The following is a 21,189-nucleotide window of genomic DNA, read 5'->3' on the forward strand; positions in this document are numbered from 1 at the left end:
CTCCTTAATAAATTCAAGTACATCGTTAGGATAGGAGTACCGTTCAGCGATATACAGATACTCTCTAATTTATCTAATGCCATATATTTCCCTGTTGGAGTTATACTATGGAATGGAACTATTAAAATTTATTTAGTAAGTAAATTCCCTAACTCACTGCTCAATCTCTGCTTTATAGAACAGAAATCAAGCCCCTGAACTTTCTCTGCACGTAATCTAATTTTTTCTTCAGTAGTATAAGAATCTAACTCATCTTGAGTGAAAAAATCTTTTGCATCATATCGACGTATAGGTATAATTATTTTATTATAATAAACCAGCATTTTAATAGGATTGGCTCGTAATACCTCGGCCAACCCAGAATCCGCAGTTGCAAAATAGTGGAGATAAATCACATCTGGGTTTTCAATACAATTTAATAAAGTACTTTGCTCCAATAGTCTTATATGAAAAATATCCCATGCTGTATTATGTATTTTATCAATTAACTTATCAGCCTTTAACTGCAACTTTTTAAATATTTCTTGAACCGCACTATCATTTTTCAAAAAAAGTATTAATAAAGTCATTTCCAATTCTAAAAATACACATAAATCCTCAATACAATAGCGTTTAAACTCAGCCACTTTAGCTTTTGTAGAAAGATTTTTTGTATTTTTCAAAATGAATGCTTTCAATATATAGCAACACACTGCCTCATAATGTTGTATCACCTCATCATTACTTAGGTAGTATTCTGCATCTTCCCAGATTTCTTTCATCCAAATATATTTATCTGGTTTTAGAGTCTGAGGCACATTAGATTGAAATACTTCAAAATTAATGCTATCAAAATAAACATAACTTTCAATCATTTTAGCTAATAATTCACGATTTATTGGGGTGGTATATCTTTCCATTAAAGCAGTTGAAATATTATTTGTTAGACGCAACGATTTAATCTCGTGTAAAAATCTAATTAAATTCTCCTTATCTAGGATATTTCTTCCTCTATATAAATCATGTATGTAAGTAAAAATGTTTAGGTCGTAATTGACAATTCTAGCAACGGGTAAGAAATTATCCTTAGCATTCACAGTATTTTTATCAATAACCCAAATTTTTTGGTAATCTCCCAAACCAATCAGATTAAACTTTCCATAGCTAAATGATTTGCCTATATTACCAAAATTTGACTTTTCTTCATCAAATAGAAAAACTCTACACTTATGAAGGTTCCATCTATTGAAAACTTCCATTTTCTGTATGGTCGTTTCACACTTAACTAGCTCCTGAATAAAAGGATATATTTCAAGCATAGGCGTTTAACCTCCAAAAATACTTAGTTGTCTTGTTCATAACGAATAATTTCTTCCCAATAATCATACTCATCACAAATATACAACATTGCATTAAGTAGCTTCAAAAACTCTTGTTCTTCTATTTCTTTCTCCCACCTACCATGTCCAATCATATGTCGATTTGGTTCATCAAGTGTAAACCTATTTGTATCTTTGAAGAAACGATACAGCCAGTGCATCAGTCCTACATCGCTAAACGACTTATCAATAAATATATTATCAATTTCTTTAATCGCTCGGTGACCTACTGGTATTTTTTTCTCTAATGAAGTCAATTCTGAAATTCTATTTAGCGCACCATCAATTGCCAAACTCCCAAGAGTGTATGCTGCATAAAAGTTTTTATTAAAGTAGCAGTCAACCATTGATTTTACTAGGGGAGCCGAGTAACACGGCGAATTTTGTAAGGAAATAATAAATTTCTCATTTTTTAGTTTATCCCTAAGCAACTTAATCCATTCGTCCTCCAAGGTATTCCATTCCTCAGCAAGTATACGCTGATAAACATTTCTGTCACGAAAATAAATAACCCATCCATTTTCTGCTAGCAGTTGAACTCGAGATATAATCTGCTCGATTTCTTCTTGTGTGTAAATCGAAGGCAGTGATTTTAAAAGTTCATTGATGCCACTAAAAATCTTTGAATAATCAATTTGATAGCTAGCAATTAAATTTTTTGCAGAATCTGCAATGTTTTGAATTGCTTGCAAGTGTGTGCTTGATAACGTTTTATTGTACGAAGCAATCACTTCTGACATGACATTAATAGCGTTTTTGTCCACTTGAATTAATGAAGGCAGACTTACTAAAGGAGTCGTCAAATTAGCAATATTCACTAATTTAGCTGAACTTAATACATTTGAAGTTGCAATTAATTCTGAAATAATGTTAGCATTTACAGTTGCTTGAAAGTTACTAAAGGTATCAGCCAAAACAGAAATAGCTGCAGTATTTTGTCCCAATTTTATCTTCTCAGAGAGGTTTGTTGAGCTGTCTAAGGCAATTTTTATAGAGTCTTTTTCAACTTTCTTCACTTTATTACTATCAGTCATTTCGTCCTTCCAAAACAGCTTATTCATATTGTTTATTATACCACTAAAACCCAAAAAGACCTTAACCATTCGGTCACAGTTACTGACAATTTTATCTTAGTCCATCTGTCAAATTTTCCCTTTCTATGTGCTAATTATTCTGTCCAATAACTAACACATAATTAGCACATTAAAAACTATTTTATTTTCTGAACTAAAAATTTTAATCGTTAACTGAAATAATATTCTAAAAAGTTTTTGACTCCTGTCAGATTGTAAAACTTACTATAAAATTGCTTGATTTCCTGTAAGAATATAAACTACTATACTACTTCTACTTCGCTGATGCCTCAGCTCGTACAAGCAGTGATACTGCCTCAACATGATGCGTCTGCGGAAAAAGATCCACTGGCTGGACTTTCTTCAATTCATAGCCCAACTCTTGGTAGAGTTTGATATCACGCGCCATAGTAGCCACATTGCATGAGATATAGGCGATCCGGTCAGCTCCTGTTTGTGCGCTTGCCTTAATAAAGCTATCGGTCAAGCCCTTACGTGGTGGGTCGACTAGGATAGCAGTTGGTTGGATGCCTTCCTTGAGCCAATTCTTCATGGCATTTTCAGCAGTATCACAGACATAGTGGGCATTGGTGATACTGTTTAAGGCAGCATTCTTCTGGCTATTCTCTACTGCTTCTGAGATAACCTCTACGCCGTAAACTTCCTTGACATGATTAGCAACAGACAACCCAATAGTCCCAATTCCTGAGTAGGCATCAATAACTACATCATCCGACTTCAACTCTGCAAAGTCAATGGCTGTCTGATAGAGCTTCTCTGCCATTTCTGTATTGACCTGGTAAAAGGCTGGTCCAGAGATTTGGAAATCATTGCCCAACATTTGGTCGGTAATGTAATCTTGACCATAGAGCGTTCGCCATTCTTTTCCAAAAATTGCATTGGTATTCTGGTCATTGATATTCTGCATAACAGACACAATTTCTGGAAATTGCTTGAGGAGTTGTTCAATTACCTGTTCAACTCTGAAAACTTTAGGACGAGTTGTCACCAAAATAACCATAATCTGACATGAATGGTGTCCACGACGCACAACGAGGTTACGAATCAATCCTGACTGTTCCTTCTCATCATATGGTTTCAAGTCATAGCGACGGAGTAAATCACGTAGGGCTAGAATAACCTGATCAATAACAGGATCCTGAATATAAAAATCTTCTAGAGGCATAAGGTCATGAGAATTTTTACGGAAAAAGCCAGTTTCCAGAACACCATTTACTCTACGTACAGGAACCTGAGCCTTGTTGCGATACTTGATAGGATTTTCCATACCTAGAGTATCAGCAATCTCTATATCCCTGATTCCAGCAATCTTATAAAGACTGTCTTTTACTTGCTTGGTTTTAAACTTGAGTTGCTCTGGATAAGCTAGATGTCCCAAGTCAGCAATCCCTGAACGCAGGTAAGCCAAATCTAAGTCTTGATTACGGTGAGGAGATTGTGTAAGGTATTCCTCAACCTTACCAAAGCCAATCTTCTTGTTGACTTTAAGGACACGCATAAGGATCTTCTCAGTCGGTAGAGCATTCTCTACAAAAAAGACCAAGCCATCTACCTTGGCAACTCCTGCTCCTTCATGGGTCAGATCGACAATCTCTACTTCTACAATATCATTTTTCTTTAACATAATTTTCACTTTCTATCAGCCGACAAAAAAAGACGGCAACTGTTCTGTTACCATCTATTATACCATGAATTAGCCTAAGCACCAAAACTCTTGAAAAAGTTTACAATTGCTTGCCAAATAGCACTGAGGATATTGCCACCGTCTTGAATAGCTTTATTAGCATCAAAGTTAAGGTCAATATTGCTAAAACTATCTCCTGCTTGCGCAACGATACTTTGTTTCAAATCCTTTAAAGTCTTTGTGAAATCTTCGTTATTGAGAATATCGCTCTTGGAAAGATTGAAGGCAAAGTTGATGATGATATTGACTTGGTTCCCTGTTATAACCTGATCCAGCTTATAATTTTTCAACGTATCTTCAACAATCTTACGAACATCATCTTCAGTAAGCTCGCCCTTAGACTCTTTGGCTTTAGCGATAGCAGATTTGATATCGGCAAGGGCTACATTGAGTTTATTGGCATCATAGCCTGATTTGTCCTTATTTTCATCGTTGATGTCTGACAAGGCTTTTAGTTCTTCCTGAGCTAGGTCTTTATTTTCTTGAGGAAGTTGAACACCATTAGCTTCTAGTGAATAGTAAATACCTGCTAGAGCACTTTCACCTGTTACAGGGATTGGTGCAGCTACGGTTATACGAGCATGCTCCACACCCAAGGTAACGGCCGCATTACGATACATGTCTTGGGTCACTTTAGTGATATTTTCAGGGGTTTCAATCTTCACTTCAAGTGGAGATTTTTCACCTAATTTTTGAATTTTTGCAGACGAATAGAGCTGGAGACTAGAGTCATTGGCGACGTTCATAATCTTTGAGTAGACATCTGGCGTCATAGTCTTCAGTTCTTTGGTATCTGTAGAGGCGTTATAGCCGAGTTTTTTTAATGTTTGATTTTTTTGATCTTCTGTTAACGAAGAACCCAAGACATACTCAGGTTGAACATAAGTTTCATCAATTACTTTTTGAACATCAGTGGCTGCTTGAGCGCTTTGCAAAGTTGCAACTGCTAAAAGAACTGCAGCACTAATCAGAAAGAATTTCTTTCTCATTGGACTCTCCTCCTTTTCCTATCTAGGATAGTCGATTAGCCTTAAAGAAAGCTTATAAAAGCACCTAGAATTTTCTAAGTGCTTAAAATAGATTAAAAAATTTAAGAATGTAGAGATTTAGTTGAACCTGTCTAGAGTAATAATAGTTTCCACCATCCACATAGAGTTCTCCACCTTGAAAGATGGAAATTGGATTGACATATCGATAGGTTTTTCCAGTTGTATTTCCTAAAATCGGAGCAACGGTATCTCTTGAGTATTGCTTGGCTAGTGCAAGGGTATTTTCTTTCCCATTTTGGGCTATAAAATCGATATAAGCAGGCCCAAAGTTATAGGCCTGTACAGCAGTCCAAACATCTACACCCTTTTCTTGAGCTAAATAAAGATTCTCTGTCAAGGTTTGAATTCCCTGACGAATACTACTCCTATTGTCAGAGATTGTATTTGTAGTTCCGCTGGCAGACTCACTTGACTGCATCACATCACTTTCTTTACCTTTGGTTTCGGTATAAATCATGGCCAGGACTAGTTCTTCATTTGCGGGTGTATCTTGCTCACTTAAAACCTCTCGTACCAAGGATTGATAGGTCATGACCTGCTTCACATCCCGATACATATGAAAAAGTTTATAACCAGTAAATAAGATAAGAACAAGCACCAAGACCCTTCTTATAAATTTAAACATTATTTGCTTTGTATATCCTCGATGTTTTTGATTAAGATAGAGTAGGTACCATTGTCATTTTGGATAAATTCGACCGACTCAGCATCTTGATAAATATTATTGGGTACGATTAACTCAATCCCATTTGACAGAGAAAGTTTTTGGTTTTCAAATTTCTTTAATTGACGACTGGCATCGATTTCATCAAACTGAACTGGCTCTGGCACTGCTTCCTTGACTTGGTCAATAAAGCTAAGACGTGCAGTGAGATTGTTGTCAAAAAGGTCATTTGCCAATTTTTCAGGAGACAATTCATTACTTTCTTCAAGATTATTGAAAATAGCAGACTTGACCTTAGATTGAAATTGAAAATCGTCCGTATTGAAGGTTTCAGCAATTCTCTGAGCTGTTTTTTCCAGTTCCTTGATTGACTTCTTAGGTGAAATTTTGGGCTGAGCCTGTATTAGATTCTCAGAAAAATAGTTCAAAAAAGTTCCGTTATACTTGATTCGTTTTTCGATCAGATGGTACTTGCGACTCTGAAGATTGACCACCAAGGCCTCATCTGCGCCTGTACCAAATCCTGGAAGATTGTTTTGAGTTAGCTTGATTGGATTATCAACCTCTCCACCGAGGTGAGTTAAGGTCTCACGCAGTGCAATTCTTAGGAAGGCAAAATGCTCTACACCTTCTTTAGAAAATTGCACAAAAATCAAGTCGTTGGTCTTGAGATTTTCAGAAATGCTGAACTCCTCTTTCCAGAGGTTTGCCAGTGTCACCGACGTCTCCAACAAATCGTCTGTGATGTGATTGAAGAAGGGATTTTCTTCTTCGAAAATCCCAGTCTTGGCTTCATCTGAATACACACGTTCGATTTTCTTACGTAAGTATTCTTCGATTTTTGGAGTGATATTGAGAAATTTATCCGCTAGAAACAACTCTGTGTCATCCGGGCTGAACTGATGGATAATAGCTTTCTTAATATAAATGTCCATAAAAATTTTAGTCCTCGTATAATGGGAAGGCATCTGTCAAGGTTTTGACTTCGCTTCTTACTTCATCTAAAATAGTTTCATTTTCTGCATTCTTAAGAGTTTTAATGATAAGTTCAGCCACTTTACGACTTTCTTCTTCACCAAAACCACGTGCAGTTGTTGCTGCTGCACCGATACGAATCCCACTTGTCTTAAATGGTGACAAAGTTTCGTATGGAATTGAGTTTTTATTTAGGGTAATATTGACCTCATCTAGCAAGTTTTGAGCAACTTTTCCGTTTTCTACAACCTTAGTTACATCAACTAGAAAGAGGTGATTTTCAGTACCACCAGAGATAATACGGAAATCAGGGTCTTGCAAGAAGACTTCTGCCATAGCCTTGCTGTTCTTAATAACATTTGCTGCATATTCCTTGAATGCTGGGTCCAATACCTCTTTAAAGGCAACAGCCTTAGCAGCAACAACGTGCTCTAATGGCCCACCTTGGATACCTGGGAAAATAGCAGAATTGATCTTCTTAGCAAGCTCTTCGTCGTTAGTCAAAATCAAACCACCACGTGGCCCACGAAGTGTTTTGTGGGTCGTTGTTGTTGTAATATGTGCATAAGGGACTGGACTTGGATGAAGACCTGCAGCAACCAAACCAGCAATGTGCGCCATATCGACCATGAGTTTAGCACCAACAGCATCAGCAATTTCACGGAATTTTGAAAAATCAATAATTTGAGAATAAGCTGAAGCTCCTGCTACGATTAGTTTGGGTTTTACTTCTTGAGCTTGTTTCAAGATGGCGTCAAAGTCTAAAAGTTCGGTTTCAGGATCAACACTATATGAAACGAAGTTGTAGGTTTGACCTGAGAAGCTGACAGGAGCTCCGTGAGTCAAGTGCCCACCTGCTGCCAAATCCATTCCCATGACCGTATCACCTGGCTCAATCAAAGCCATGTAAGCTGCACAGTTGGCTTGACTTCCTGAGTGAGGTTGGACATTGGCAAACTTGGCACCAAAGATTTCTTTTGCACGTTCAATAGCTAGACTTTCAACGATATCTACTACATCAGTACCACCGTAATAACGACGTCCTGGGTAACCTTCGGCGTATTTATTGGTCAAGATAGACCCTTGAGCTGCCATAACAGCCTTAGAAACAACATTTTCAGAGGCAATTAACTCGATGTTGTTTTGTTGCCGTTCTTCTTCTTTAGCAATAGCATTCCAAAGATCTGCGTCATAAGCTTTAAAATCATCTTTGTCAAAAATCATATGTCTTCTCCTTTATAGTGTGACAGGTCTTTAGTTTGTTTTTACAACAAGAATATAAAATCCAAACTAAAAAATGCGAATAAACCGTTTCTGCGTCTTATCACAGGTATAACCAACTTTTTCGTAAAATGCATGGGCACCCAGACGATGGTCTGCAGAATTTAAGCGAATAAAGTTATAGCCTCGTTTTTTTGCTTCTTGTTCCAATCCTTGGAGCAAAGTTTTTCCGATACCCTGACCCTGTGTTTGAGGCAAAACAGCTAAAGCTAGGATATTAAAACCTGGTTTTGAATAAAGGGATTCATAAACCTCGGCATGAACATAACCAAGTAAGTCATGGCTGGTCGAATCCTCGAAACCCAGTAGGTAATGATGTGAGTCTTGAGATAACTTAGCTAGTTGACTAGCCGTTTCCTCTAAACTAAACGAATAGCCTAAAATTTCTTTATTAATCTCACAAATAGCTGCAACATCTCTTGTTTTCAAATCACGTAGCATATCATACCTCCTCAAAAGGAATTTCAGGTAGCTTGGCAAGAATGTCTTCTTGCGTGATTGAACCTTGCCGTATAATTTTTACCTTCTTACCAGTTAAATCTAAAATAGTAGAATCTTTACCTGTTAAAAAACTATCGTCTTCAAATCCCAAGACCTCTTGGTCAAAGTCTTGAAGAATCTTTTGAAAATCTACTCCACTTGATTGACCTGAAATATTGGCAGAAGGTCCGATTAAGGGGCCAAACTCACGAATCAACTCCAGAGTTAAAGGATGACTCGGCATGCGAAATCCAACTGTCGTCAAATTTGAATTGACCCAGTAAGGAACCTTGTCATTAGCTTCTAAGATAATGGTCAAAGGGCCTGGCAAAAAACTTTCAACCAATTGTTGTAAATAAGTTGGCTGATTCCTAGAAAAGTTCAAGATATCGTCTAAACTAGCAACATTGAGATTGAGTGCCTTATCTCTTGGACGACATTTAAGCTGATAAACATGGTCAACAGCCTTTTTATCCAATGCTTTTGCAAAAAGTCCATAAACTGTCTCCGTTGGCAAGACAACAGCTCCACCATTTTCAAGCTCGTGCTTAATTTTCTCCATCATCAATGACAACCATCCTATCTTGGCCAAATTGGTCTTTCAGAGTTCGAACTCGCTTCCCAGGAAAATTTTCCTTGAAAAGAGCTGGAACGCTTTGTCCTTGTTTGTAGCCAATTTCAAGATAAATCTTACCACCATCATTTAGATAGTCCTTTGATTCTTCCGCGATTCTGCGATAGATCGCTAGACCATCCTCATCTGCAAAGAGGGCTAAATGTGGCTCTGAATGGAGAACATTCAAACCAACTTCTGCCTCATCTACTCGAGATATGTAAGGTGGATTGGATACAATTATATCATATTTTGAAGAAATTTCGGAGAAACAGTTAGATTTAATAAAGAATAATGTTAAACCTTGATTATTAGCGTTTTCCATCGCCAAATCCAAAGCATCCTGAGAAATATCGGCAGCTGTGATTGTCCAATATGGTCTATTTTTAGCTAAGGCAAGAGCTATAGCTCCACTACCTGTTCCAATATCTAGAACTTTGAGATTTTTCTTTGGATTCTCAGCCAGGGTGAGCTCCACTAGTTCTTCTGTCTCTGGACGGGGAATCAAGACCCGCTCATCTACTTTTAACTGCATCCCAAAGAATTCAGCATGACCGATAATATACTGGGCGGGTATATGATTTGCCAATTTCCTGTAAATGTCCTCTACAAACTGTCTTTCTTCCTCTGAAATTTCTTGCTGAAGAGCAAAGACAAAGTCTGTAAAAGATAGATTTTTCAGGCTACGATAGACAAAAGAGAGGCTTTCAGCTTCCTCTCCTTGTGCTATCAATTTTTCCTCAAAATCTTTAAACATTTGAGCTAGTTTCATTATTTGTTTAATTCTTCCAATTTTTGCGTTTGATCATAAAGAACCAAGGCATCCACAACTTCATCTAGTTTACCAGACAAAATAGTATCAAGTTTTTGGAGGGTCAAGCCGATACGGTGATCTGTTACACGGTTTTGTGGGAAGTTATAAGTACGGATACGTTCTGAGCGGTCTCCAGTACCGATAGTAGACTTACGCTCTGCGTCCTGCTCATCTTGGGCAATCTGTGCAAAGTGGTCAGCAACACGCGCACGAATGATCTTCATTGCCTTCTCACGGTTTTTCTGTTGGGTACGTTCTTCCTGCATCTCAACCTTGATATTGGTTGGCAAGTGAACGATACGAACGGCAGTCGCAACCTTGTTGACGTTCTGTCCACCAGCACCAGAAGCGTGGTAGATATCCACACGAAGGTCTTTTGGATCAATATCGTATTCTACTTCTTCCACTTCAGGCATAACGAGAACTGTCGCTGTTGAAGTATGCACACGACCTTGACTTTCTGTCACAGGGACACGTTGCACACGGTGGGCACCAGACTCATACTTGAGTTTAGAGTAAACTGACTGACCAGAAACCATGGCAACCACTTCTTTAAAACCACCAACACCGTTCATTGAAGCTTCCATAACTTCAAAGCGCCAACCTTGGGCTTCCGCATACTTTTGGTACATAGTTAGAAGATCTCCAGCGAAGAGAGCTGCTTCATCTCCACCAGCTGCACCACGGATTTCTAGGATAATGTTCTTATCATCGTTTGGATCTTTAGGAAGAAGCAAAATCTTCAGTTTTTCTTCGTACTCTTCTTTTTCAGCCTTAGCATCTTTCAATTCTTGTTTGGCCATTTCTTCCAAGTCCGCATCTCCGCCTGATTCTTTAATCATCTCTTCGGCATCGATAATGTTTTGAAGGACTTGTTTGTATTCGCGGTAGGCAGTTACGGTGTCACGTGTCCCAGCTTCTTCTTTGGATAATTCCATAAAACGCTTGGTGTCTGAAACTACATCAGGGTCGCTCAGCAATTCTCCCAACTCTTCATAACGGTCTTCTACAGCTTGTAGTTGATCATAGATGTTCATTTTTTCTCCTTATTTTTCAATTGTTAAATCGTATATGGCTACTACTTCGTTCTCAAATATTTCCCCAGTTTCTTTAAATCCATAACTGAGGTAACAAGATCTTGCATGTTCATTTTCTGGTTCATAAGACAACCAAAGTTTATTGGCTAAACCTGCTGGCGCTGTCCGAACATAGTCTAGCACCTTATCCATAATTGGTTTAAAATATCCTTGATCTTGAAAATGCTTATCAATCATGAAACGAAATAGTAAATAATTTCCATTACTAATTCCGATTTTTTTATCATAAGCTAACATTACAAAACCTATGATTGCATCATTATCATAAACTGCCAATGGAGCTACAAAATCTCCATTTTTTGTGTAGACATATGCTTCAGCTAAACTAATTACGTTGGTAGCAATAAATTGTTTTTGATATTCCTTAACATCCAAATTCAGAACATCAAAATAATTTTCCATTGTAACATCTCTTAGTTCAATTGTCATAGTCTTGTTCCTTTTTAGATGTTATCAGTGGGGCAAAATAATGTTTACGGCAAACCGAGATATAGGTTTCATTCCCACCTATCTGGATCTGCTCACCATCATAGACTGGCAGACCATTCTGCGTACGCAACACCATGGTTGCTTTTTTCTTGCAATATTGACAAATGGTCTTGATTTCGTCAATCTTATCTGCTAAGAGCAGAAGATATTTTGAACCTTCGAATAGTTCATTACGAAAGTCATTTTTTAAACCAAATGCCATAACAGGTATGTCTAACTCATCCACAACACGAGCTAGGTCGTAAACATGGTGACGCTTTAAAAATTGGGCTTCATCGACAAGAACACAGTAAGGCATTTCAGGTAAATCTCGGATAAATCCAAAGATATCCGTTGTTTCCTCAATAGCAACTGCTGGTCTTTTCATCCCAATTCGACTTGAAACATAGCCAACACCGTCACGCGTATCCAGAGCCGAAGTCATAATCACAACTCCCTTTCCTTGCTCCTCATAGTTATAGGCTACCTTGAGAATCTCAATCGTCTTGCCTGAGTTCATGGTCCCATAACGATAATACAACTGTGCCATGCTTCTATTTCACGTCCATTTCTAAATTTTTGCTACATTCTAGTATACCATATTTTCTCAAAGCTTTAAACGGCAAATTGTGGTAAAATAGAAGAAATCAAATAACTAGTGGAGGACGCAATTATGCCATTTGTACGCATCGATTTATTTGAAGGACGCACGTTAGAGCAAAAGAAAGCCCTAGCCAAGGAAGTTACGGAAGCTGTTGTTCGCAACACTGGTGCACCTCAGTCTGCTGTTCATGTCATTATCAACGATATGCCTGAAGGAACCTATTTCCCACAAGGCGAAATGCGCACTAAGTAAAGCTTAAGCAATCTGCTTAGGCTTTTCTTTATAAGTAACATTCATTGAAGAAAATACTAAAATTTGTTACAATTTGAAGAGATATTAGTCTATACAAACAAATAAACTATAAAGGAATTGAAATGATTACACGGGAATTTGATACCATTGCAGCCATCTCGACACCGCTTGGTGAAGGGGCTATTGGGATAGTCCGCCTAAGCGGAACGGATAGTTTTGCCATTGCGCAGAAAATCTTTAAAGGCAAGGACTTGAGCAAGGTTGCTAGCCACACTCTTAACTACGGCCACATTGTTGATCCTCATTCAGGTAAGGTCATGGACGAGGTTATGGTTGGGGCTATGAAGTCTCCAAAGACCTTCACTCGTGAAGACATTATCGAGATTAACACCCACGGAGGGATTGCCGTGACTAATGAAATCCTCCAACTGGCTATCCGTGAAGGGGCTCGTATGGCAGAACCTGGAGAATTTACCAAGCGTGCCTTCCTCAACGGTCGTGTGGACTTGACTCAGGCTGAAGCTGTTATGGATATCATCCGCGCAAAGACAGACAAGGCTATGAATATAGCGGTCAAACAATTAGACGGTTCTCTATCTGACTTGATTAATAATACTCGTCAGGAAATCCTCAATACACTAGCACAAGTAGAGGTTAATATCGACTACCCTGAGTATGACGATGTAGAAGAAGCCACTACTGCTGTTGTCCGTGAAAAAACTATGGAGTTTGAACAATTACTGACCAATCTCCTTAAAACGGCACGTCGTGGGAAAATCCTCCGTGAAGGAATTTCAACGGCTATCATTGGTCGTCCAAACGTTGGGAAGTCAAGCCTTCTTAATAACCTCCTGCGTGAAGATAAGGCCATTGTAACGGATATTGCAGGTACAACCCGTGACGTCATTGAAGAATACGTCAACATCAATGGTGTACCACTTAAGTTGATTGATACTGCGGGTATCCGTGAAACAGATGATATCGTCGAACAAATCGGTGTCGAGCGCTCCAAAAAAGCTCTCAAGGAAGCTGACTTGGTACTACTTGTCTTAAACGCCAGCGAACCTCTAACTGCCCAAGACCGACAACTTCTTGAAATCAGCCAAGATACCAACCGTATCATCCTACTTAACAAAACTGACCTACCTGAGGCTATTGAAACTCAGGAACTTCCTGAAGATGTCATCCGTATTTCAGTCCTCAAAAATCAAAACATTGATAAGATTGAAGAACGGATTAACAACCTCTTCTTTGAAAATGCTGGCTTGGTCGAACAAGATGCCACTTACTTGTCTAATGCCCGTCACATTTCCTTAATTGAGAAGGCGGTTGAAAGCCTACAAGCAGTTAACGAAGGTCTTGAACTCGGTATGCCAGTTGATTTGCTTCAAGTTGATTTAACTCGTACTTGGGAAATCCTCGGAGAAATCACTGGAGATGCTGCTCCAGATGAACTCATTACACAGTTGTTCAGCCAATTTTGTCTGGGTAAATAAGAAAAAACTAGGTCAAAAAATGCTAGTCACCTAAAAAGAGGTTGGGACAAAAAGATCCCGACCTCACTTTTTATTATCAATCATAATTTGACGCGGTAGCTGATTGAACTTTTTGTTCGTCTTTTAGACTCCAAAAAGCTCCTAATCATCCTCGCGGGGCTGGGACTACGAAATCAAGACTTTGTCTATCGATTTCTGTCCCACCGCCTTTTCTTTCACCTTCTAAGTTATATCCTGCCTTAGCAGAAATCTGAAACAAACCTTATACTCAATGAAAATCAAAGAGCAAACTAGGAAACTAGCCGCAGGCTGTACTTGAGTACGGCAAGGCGACGTTGACGCAGTTTGAATTTGATTTTCGAAGAGTATTACCAGTTCTTTTCTATTTTCACTTAGTCTTTGGGTAATTTGCCAGCTTTTTCAAGCATTTTTTTGATTAAATAAGGCATCTTGACATTTTCACGACCTTTTTTCTCAATTAATTTTTTAACAAATTCTGGCATTTGTAAGTCTTGTGATTCATCTAAAATATTCTTAGTTTCATCCGAAGGGACTAATTCATCAAAGGTTTCTTCTTCTGGGAGGAATTCTCTAAATTCTTTATGTTCGTTAGCTCGGACAATATTGACCAAGGCATCAATCAAACGAGAATCTGTATTTGGCATTGGTGGACGATGGTAGTTCACCTCCAATTCCTGACACAAGTCATGACATTCCACATCGTTGTCAAACAAGACTTCAATATGCTCACTGATAAAACTAATAGGCACAAAAATATAATGCTCTGGATGTTCTTCCTGTTCTCTAAGATACTCCAATACATCTGGTTTGATCCAAGGAATACCAATATCACTTTCGCTCTGCCAAGTGTTGGTATATTGCTCTGGTTTCAAGTCTAATTTCTCAGCAATTAACTTGCTATTTTCGAAAATCTGGTCGATATAGGGATCACCAAAATCCAAGGCAAAAATGGGCACACTGTGGGCAGAAAAGATGACTTTAAAGCTATCCTGTTTCACCTTTTCTTTTAAAATCTTATCAATTTCAGCTGTCCAATAATTTAATAGTGCTTCTTCTTGATACCAGTCCTTAATAACTAAAAACTGAATTTGTTTGCTTTCCAGAAACTTTTCGTACCCCATGACAGAGTAAAAGGAATAGTGTGGCTCCAAAATCAAGCAAATACACTTTTCAATTCCATCTGCTTCCATTTGCCGAATTACATCTGGAATAAAAGGGGTTGAAAATTTATTGGCAAAATAGACACTATATTCATTTCCTAACCTAGCTTCTACCAAGGCAACTTCTTCACGGGTAATTCTTTGAAGTGGAGTTCCTCCAATTCGAACATAATTATCATAAAGGGTTTGAATCTCGTGGTCTTGAGGTCGAACTCCTCGACGAATGTTGGTAAAAAAATCGGCTACCCCTTCAAAGGTAATCTCTTCTGGTGAACCAAATGTCATCATTAAAATCGCTTTTTTCATATTTGCATCCTTGTGATATTTTTATCTTTTTTATTGTATCACTAAAGAAGCCATAAGTAAACGCTAACATAAGAATTTTATCTCCTTTCTGACTTTTGTTTTTCTCTTCCTTCTATGATACAATGGTTTTAAAAGAAGTAAAAAAGGAGTTTTTATGAAATACCCAACTTTGTTGGAGCGTTTTTTGACTTATGTCAAAGTCAATACACGTTCTGACGAACATTCAACCACTACACCAAGTACCCAAAGTCAAGTAGACTTCGCAACCAATGTCCTCATCCCAGAAATGAAACGTGTCGGTTTGCAAAATGTCTATTATTTGCCAAACGGTTTTGCTATCGGTACTCTTCCAGCTAACGATCCTAGTTTGACTCGTAAGGTTGGTTTTATCTCCCACATGGATACAGCTGATTTTAATGCTGAAGGCGTTAACCCACAAGTTATTGAAAATTATGATGGTGGCGTTATTGAGCTTGGGAACTCTGGTTTCAAACTAGATCCAGCGGATTTCAAGAGCTTAGAGAAATATCTAGGGCAAACCTTGATTACAACTGATGGAACTACCCTTCTCGGGGCTGATGATAAATCTGGTATCGCTGAAATCATGACAGCTATCGAATATTTGAACGCACACCCTGAGATTAAACATTGTGAAATTCGTGTTGGTTTTGGTCCAGATGAAGAAATCGGAGTAGGTGCCAACAAGTTTGATGCAGAGGACTTCAATGTCGACTTTGCTTATACAGTCGACGGTGGACCTCTAGGTGAACTTCAATATGAAACCTTCTCTGCTGCGGGTGCTGAATTGCATTTCCAAGGTCGTAATGTCCATCCTGGTACAGCAAAAGGCCAAATGGTCAATGCTCTTCAGCTAGCCATTGATTTCCACAACCAACTTCCAGCTGGTGACCGACCAGAATTGACTGATGGTTACCAAGGTTTCTACCATCTCATGGATGTATCTGGTAGTGTAGAGGAAGCGCGTGCTAGCTATATCATTCGTGACTTTGAAAAAGAAAACTTTGAAGCTCGTAAAGCTGCTATGCAAGCTATTACTGATAAAATGAACCAAGAACTTGGTAGTGATCGTCTTACTTTAACATTGACGGACCAGTACTACAACATGAAGGAAGTCATTGAAAAGGATATGACACCAGTAACCATTGCCAAAGCAGTTATGGAAGACCTTGGTATCACACCAATTATCGAGCCTATCCGTGGAGGAACAGACGGTTCTAAAATTTCCTTTATGGGAATTCCTACGCCAAATATCTTTGCTGGTGGCGAAAATATGCACGGTCGTTTTGAATACGTTAGTCTACAAACAATGGAACGTGCAGTCGACACCATTATTGGAATTGTAGCTTATAAAGACTAAAGAGATCGGGAAAAAATTCCCGACCTCTTTTTTATCAGCAGCCTACTTTTGACACGGTAGCTGTCTAAGTTTTTTATTATTCTGCTACTTTTTCTTTCGTTTCTGGAGAGCTAGTTGCAGGAGTTAAGTTTGACTCAGCTTGTTTATCGTTTGTTTCTGTATTGGCTGTTTCTGTGCTAGCTTCAGCTGGCTTGACTTTGGATTGAAATTCTTGGTTTAACAAAACGATTTCTTGAGCAAGAGCTAAAAGAGCTTGCTTGTCTTTGCTTGCGGCACTAAGCTTATCAAATAAGGCGTCCACTTTTTCAAAATCAGCATCAGAACCATTATTCATTTCTAAATAAGTATGAAGGGCAATGATACCATTATAAAGTTTTTGGTAGAGAACTAAAACTTCTGGGTCTTGGTTAGCATTCTCACGTTCATTCTGAATGGTTAGTGAAATACGTTTCAGAAGATCTTGGACTTGCGTATTTAATTCATCAAGGTCTGCTTCATCTTTATCTAGAGCAGCTTTCAGATTTTTCACTTCGTCAACAAGTGAAGCTTTAACACCTTCTTCTTTCACTTGGCTTACCAATTCTACAGCTTTTGTTAAAAGTCCTGCCACCTGACCTTTTAAGACATGGTTACTTTGTTCCTCAGGTTGAATATCATCAAACAAACCTTTCAAGAACTCATAAACTGCAGTTTTAGCACTATGACCATCAACTTTTTCTCTATCTAAGATTGTTTCAGAAGGCTTACTTGCAACTGGTTCGTTTTTAAGAGCTTCTTCAACTTCTAGTTTTGTTTGATAGATTTCAGGGAATAGTTTGTTCAAGTCAGTCGCCTTGAGGAAGGATTGTGACTGATAAAGGGTCCAAGTTAAGTTGGCAACCTTATTTCTAAGAGTATCATTTAAACGACCATCTGACAGATGTTGATAGAAATACTTAATGTACTCAACTGTTGTAACTCCAGTACGATCATTAAAGTCTTGAAGAGCTTCTAGTTTAGCTTCAACAGCATCTAAACCAGCCTCATCTTGAGCCAATTTATTTTCTTGGAGTTGAGCCAAGAGATCCTTTTTAGGAAGTCCATAAGCATCCGTATCCAAGGTATTAATCTTATCTACTAAAGCTTGATATTTCTTGTCTAAAGGACTGATTTCTGTTGGTTTTACACTAGAGTCAACGTGGATATACTGCTTGTCAAAGAGATCTAAAGCAGCTAGATAACCAGCTGTAGAGTTTGTTGAGAGCTTCTTCATATTTTCAGAGAATTGTCCCAAGGCAAGCTCAATCTGTCTTTGTAAAATTGGTTTATCCTTGTAAACTTCGCGACTTTCTGCTAAAAGTTGATCAACCTTATTTTGAACAGTAGCTTCATCAAAGGCTCCTGGTTGGTAGTTGGATTGCAAGGCAGGAATCTTATGTTTCAAAGCAACTTCATAACCTTTAGTCTGAACTTTAATGTAGTGATTATGGTCACCGTGAGGAATAACAAAGCTACCATTTTCCACCTGCAAACTATATGGAGAGACACCATCACGAAGTGCAGTTGTATAGAGTTCGTTTAGGAAATCAAGTTCTGCATCGCCTGTTTGAAGCGGAATACGAACGTGTTCTTTTCGAACTGCATAAGGGTGAATGTGAGTTGGGTCGTAAGCCTGGTCTGGATTTCCAAATACAAAGAATCCATTTGAAATACGAATCGCTTCAAGCGGAACACCATAGGTTTTAGAGATATAAGCTATCTTTTCTTCATCGCTGGCATCTCGAGAGAAACTTTCTACAGTCTTGGCAAGAGGTTTAACAGGTTCTGCCTGATGATGTTCCTTCAAGTGCTCTTGAGCATCCTTAATCTGCTCTGCTGATAAATCCTTTTTAAAGAAATAGTGATTGTGGTCTCCATGAGAAACGACAAAACCTTCCTCATCTTCACTTATCACTCGGTCAGCATCGAATCCGTGATCGTGATCTTCACCATGGTGGTTATCATGTCCGTCTTCATCATGGGGCTCATCTGATGGATTAGGTTTAACTTCGGTTTTACCTTTCAAGTGTTCCTGAGCTTCTTTAATCTGTTTGGCCGTCAAATCTTTCTTGTAAAAATAATGATTGTGGTCCCCATGAGAAACGATAAAACCTTGCTCATCTTCACTTATAACACGATTAGTATCGAATCCGTGATCGTGGGGATTGTCATGATTGTGGTCATGGTCATGGCCTTGTCCTTCGCCTTCCTGACCATGATGACCCGGCTCTTCTTGGTCGTGTCCATGGTGTTCATGATCTTCACTTGGTTTGTTTGGATTTTCTACAGGATTTGACGGACTTACTAGACCTGAAAGTGGCATCAAACGAGCAATCTTTTGCTCCAAAGCAGATAGACTACTATAGGGAATGAAATGGTAGTGATTACCGTGTGGAATGGCCACCCCTGATGGTGTACGACTGGTAATTTTAGCTGGGTCAAATACCAAACCATCAGATTCTTGATAGCGTTGACTAACTGGTAAAACATCTAACTGAGCAAGAAGACTTTGGAGGCTATCCTCTTGATCTACTGGGATGCTTGTTGCTGGGCTATCGGCTTGAGAACTTGGTGTAACACTTGGATTTGGTTTATAATCCGTCACACTCGGTTGACTTCCTCTTCCAGCTAGATAGGCTTGAGCTGCTGCTAATTCACTTGAAGATAGGGCACTCTTTGGAACGTAGTGATAATGCCCACCGTGAGGAACGATATAAGCATCCCCTGTATCTTCAATAATATCTGCAGCATTAAAGACATAACCATCATCCGTTGTATATCGACCTTGTGCTCTGGCAGCAAGAACTTCCTCACTTGCACTACCACTATCTGATGTGTGTTCTTGTTTTTGCTGCTCGATTTGTTCTTTGGTGCGAATATTATCAGCGTGACTCACATCTTTTAGATAGACATAGTATTTACCGTCCACTTTGATGATATAGCCACCTTTAATCTCATTGACAATATCTTTATCCTTCAGCTGATAGTTTGGATCTTTCATGACCAGTTCTTCACTAAAGATAGCATCATAAGGCACCTTACCATTATAGTAATGGAAATGGTCGCCGTGTGAAGTCACATAACCTTGATCAGTGATTTTGGTAACAATCTGTTCAGCTTCTATTCCTTCCTTCTTGCTAACTTGGTCTGGTGTCAGAGTTTCATTCTTTTTAGCTTCAGACTCTTTACCATCAACGTAGGATACACGGTTGTCATCTTTTTTCTCAGGTGCTTGATGTTGATTTAAAGCATAAGCACAAACACTTAAGGCAAGGACCACTGCAGATCCCGCTAGATATTTTTTATTAATCTTCATAATCTCCTCATTTCAATTCTTCAGCTAAGATAGCCATATTTTCTTCTAAATTTTCCAAGTAGGACTTGTCATTTTGTGGGTCTGCCTCTAAAGGATTGAGGGTTTTAAGACTCACACCTGTTGATTTAACAAGAGTTTCAGCTACTTTTGAAGAAGCATTACTTTCTGTAAAAATCGTTTTAACCTTATAGGTTTTTACAAATTCCTGAATTTCTGTTAGTTGTCTCGGACTTGGTTCTTGTTCTGGAGAGATACCTGCGATTCCAAGTTGATTGAGTCCAAATCGCTTAGCTAGATAAGAAAAGGCTGTGTGTTGGGTTACAAAAGTCTTTTGATTAGCTTTTTCAAAGATGGGTTGGTATTTCTTGGTTAATTCTTGAGCTTTTTTGATAAAGGCTTGCGCATTTTTCTGGTAAGTTTCTTTATGCTCACTATCAACCTCTGAAAGTTTGTCAGCGATAATTTGCGCTTCTTCGCCAGCTTTTTCAGGATCTAACCAAGTATGAGGATCGTACAAGGTCTTCTCATCAATCCCATCTCCAGCTTCCATATCTTCTAAGCCAGGCACGCGCTCCAAGGTCATACCTTCTGATGCTTCTAAGACCTTTACCTTGGATTTTTGCAGGCTTGGATCCAAACTTCCTGCCCAAGATTCCAAGGTATGGGAATGATAGACGAAAACATCAGCATCATAGATGGCCGCAATGTCATTTGCAGAAGGTTCAAAGGAATGGATACCAGAACTAGACTGAATCATCCGAACATCATTTAGATCACCTGAAACTTCTTTGACCATGGCATAAACAGGATAAAAACTGGTCACAATTTTCATCCCCTTAGTTTCATCACTCTTGTCTTGACTGGTCTTTTGTCCACATGCTCCTATGGTAAGAGCAAAGAAGGCAAGCACAAGCCATAGGAAACTTCTTTTTTTCATAACAACTCCTTAACTAGTATTTAACCATTTAATTAACTAGTAAATAGTTTAACTTTATTTAGAAAATATGTCAAGAATTTTTACACAATTTCATAAAAAAGAGAACAGAATCCATATTCTGCTC

Annotated in this window: 19 protein-coding genes; 3 read left to right on the forward strand and 16 right to left on the reverse strand. The window is 38.5% G+C overall.

What is annotated here, in order from left to right; translation table 11 throughout:
* Window positions 1-128 precede the first annotated feature (128 nt).
* From O3611_RS03245 to O3611_RS03305, 13 genes are all read right to left on the reverse strand, one after another.
* Entirely contained in the window at window positions 129-1,298 is a 1,170-nt protein-coding gene (locus O3611_RS03245) for a hypothetical protein (RefSeq protein WP_371607813.1), read from the reverse strand.
* 23 nt (window positions 1,299-1,321) lie between these two features.
* Entirely contained in the window at window positions 1,322-2,392 is a 1,071-nt protein-coding gene (locus O3611_RS03250) for a hypothetical protein (protein ID WP_371607814.1), read from the reverse strand.
* A gap of 313 nt (window positions 2,393-2,705) precedes the next feature.
* Window positions 2,706-4,076 (reverse strand): 23S rRNA (uracil(1939)-C(5))-methyltransferase RlmD, encoded by a 1,371-nt coding sequence (gene rlmD / locus O3611_RS03255; RefSeq protein ID WP_371607815.1) that lies wholly within the window; start codon window positions 4,074-4,076, stop codon window positions 2,706-2,708.
* 74 nt (window positions 4,077-4,150) lie between these two features.
* The gene (locus O3611_RS03260; RefSeq protein ID WP_311522711.1) at window positions 4,151-5,125 is read right to left on the reverse strand and encodes a DUF1002 domain-containing protein; all 975 of its coding nucleotides are present in this window, start codon (window positions 5,123-5,125) and stop codon (window positions 4,151-4,153) included.
* Between the two features lie 82 nt (window positions 5,126-5,207).
* Window positions 5,208-5,810, reverse strand: coding sequence for a lysozyme family protein (locus O3611_RS03265; RefSeq protein ID WP_371607816.1), 603 nt, complete (start codon window positions 5,808-5,810; stop codon window positions 5,208-5,210).
* Window positions 5,810-6,784 carry a nucleoid-associated protein gene (locus O3611_RS03270; protein WP_070460651.1) on the reverse strand — a complete coding sequence of 325 codons (975 nt, stop codon included), beginning with the start codon at window positions 6,782-6,784 and terminating at the stop codon, window positions 5,810-5,812. The genes O3611_RS03265 and O3611_RS03270 overlap by 1 nt, the downstream gene beginning before the upstream one ends.
* 7 nt (window positions 6,785-6,791) lie before the next feature.
* Complete coding sequence (gene glyA / locus O3611_RS03275; RefSeq protein ID WP_371607817.1) at window positions 6,792-8,048, reverse strand: serine hydroxymethyltransferase; 1,257 nt, start codon at window positions 8,046-8,048, stop codon at window positions 6,792-6,794.
* 66 nt (window positions 8,049-8,114) lie between these two features.
* Window positions 8,115-8,546 carry an N-acetyltransferase family protein gene (locus O3611_RS03280; protein WP_371607818.1) on the reverse strand — a complete coding sequence of 144 codons (432 nt, stop codon included), beginning with the start codon at window positions 8,544-8,546 and terminating at the stop codon, window positions 8,115-8,117.
* A gap of 1 nt (window position 8,547) precedes the next feature.
* A complete protein-coding gene (locus O3611_RS03285) occupies window positions 8,548-9,150 on the reverse strand; it encodes an L-threonylcarbamoyladenylate synthase (RefSeq protein WP_371607819.1) in 603 nt (200 codons plus the stop codon).
* Window positions 9,134-9,970, reverse strand: coding sequence for a peptide chain release factor N(5)-glutamine methyltransferase (gene prmC, locus O3611_RS03290; RefSeq protein ID WP_371607820.1), 837 nt, complete (start codon window positions 9,968-9,970; stop codon window positions 9,134-9,136). The genes O3611_RS03285 and prmC overlap by 17 nt, the downstream gene beginning before the upstream one ends.
* Window positions 9,970-11,049, reverse strand: a complete 1,080-nt coding sequence (gene prfA / locus O3611_RS03295; RefSeq protein ID WP_075231774.1) for a peptide chain release factor 1 — start codon at window positions 11,047-11,049, stop codon at window positions 9,970-9,972. The genes prmC and prfA overlap by 1 nt, the downstream gene beginning before the upstream one ends.
* Window positions 11,050-11,058: 9 nt before the next feature.
* Window positions 11,059-11,538, reverse strand: a complete 480-nt coding sequence (locus O3611_RS03300; RefSeq protein WP_371607821.1) for a GNAT family N-acetyltransferase — start codon at window positions 11,536-11,538, stop codon at window positions 11,059-11,061.
* Window positions 11,528-12,127, reverse strand: a complete 600-nt coding sequence (locus O3611_RS03305; protein ID WP_049504679.1) for a thymidine kinase — start codon at window positions 12,125-12,127, stop codon at window positions 11,528-11,530. The genes O3611_RS03300 and O3611_RS03305 overlap by 11 nt, the downstream gene beginning before the upstream one ends.
* A gap of 123 nt (window positions 12,128-12,250) precedes the next feature.
* Here O3611_RS03305 and O3611_RS03310 point away from each other — a divergent pair, with 123 nt between their 5' ends.
* Window positions 12,251-12,433, forward strand: a complete 183-nt coding sequence (locus O3611_RS03310; protein ID WP_001117401.1) for a 4-oxalocrotonate tautomerase — start codon at window positions 12,251-12,253, stop codon at window positions 12,431-12,433.
* Between the two features lie 122 nt (window positions 12,434-12,555).
* On the forward strand, window positions 12,556-13,929 hold the full coding sequence (mnmE, locus tag O3611_RS03315) for a tRNA uridine-5-carboxymethylaminomethyl(34) synthesis GTPase MnmE (RefSeq protein WP_075231777.1): 1,374 nt from the start codon (window positions 12,556-12,558) through the stop codon (window positions 13,927-13,929).
* 392 nt (window positions 13,930-14,321) lie between these two features.
* On the opposite strand, the gene hemH is transcribed toward mnmE, so the two are convergent.
* The gene (gene hemH, locus O3611_RS03320) at window positions 14,322-15,416 is read right to left on the reverse strand and encodes a ferrochelatase (RefSeq protein ID WP_371607822.1); all 1,095 of its coding nucleotides are present in this window, start codon (window positions 15,414-15,416) and stop codon (window positions 14,322-14,324) included.
* Between the two features lie 154 nt (window positions 15,417-15,570).
* Here hemH and pepT point away from each other — a divergent pair, with 154 nt between their 5' ends.
* Window positions 15,571-16,794: a peptidase T gene (pepT, locus tag O3611_RS03325; RefSeq protein ID WP_371607823.1), complete on the forward strand. Its 1,224-nt coding sequence runs from the start codon at window positions 15,571-15,573 to the stop codon at window positions 16,792-16,794.
* A gap of 76 nt (window positions 16,795-16,870) precedes the next feature.
* On the opposite strand, the gene O3611_RS03330 is transcribed toward pepT, so the two are convergent.
* Complete coding sequence (locus O3611_RS03330; protein WP_371607824.1) at window positions 16,871-20,128, reverse strand: pneumococcal-type histidine triad protein; 3,258 nt, start codon at window positions 20,126-20,128, stop codon at window positions 16,871-16,873.
* Window positions 20,129-20,135: 7 nt separating this feature from the next.
* The gene (locus O3611_RS03335; protein ID WP_371607825.1) at window positions 20,136-21,065 is read right to left on the reverse strand and encodes a metal ABC transporter substrate-binding protein; all 930 of its coding nucleotides are present in this window, start codon (window positions 21,063-21,065) and stop codon (window positions 20,136-20,138) included.
* Window positions 21,066-21,189 lie beyond the last annotated feature (124 nt).

Origin of the sequence: Streptococcus sp. 27098_8_91 (assembly GCF_041432385.1) — a bacterium.
In the GTDB taxonomy this organism is placed as follows: domain Bacteria; phylum Bacillota; class Bacilli; order Lactobacillales; family Streptococcaceae; genus Streptococcus.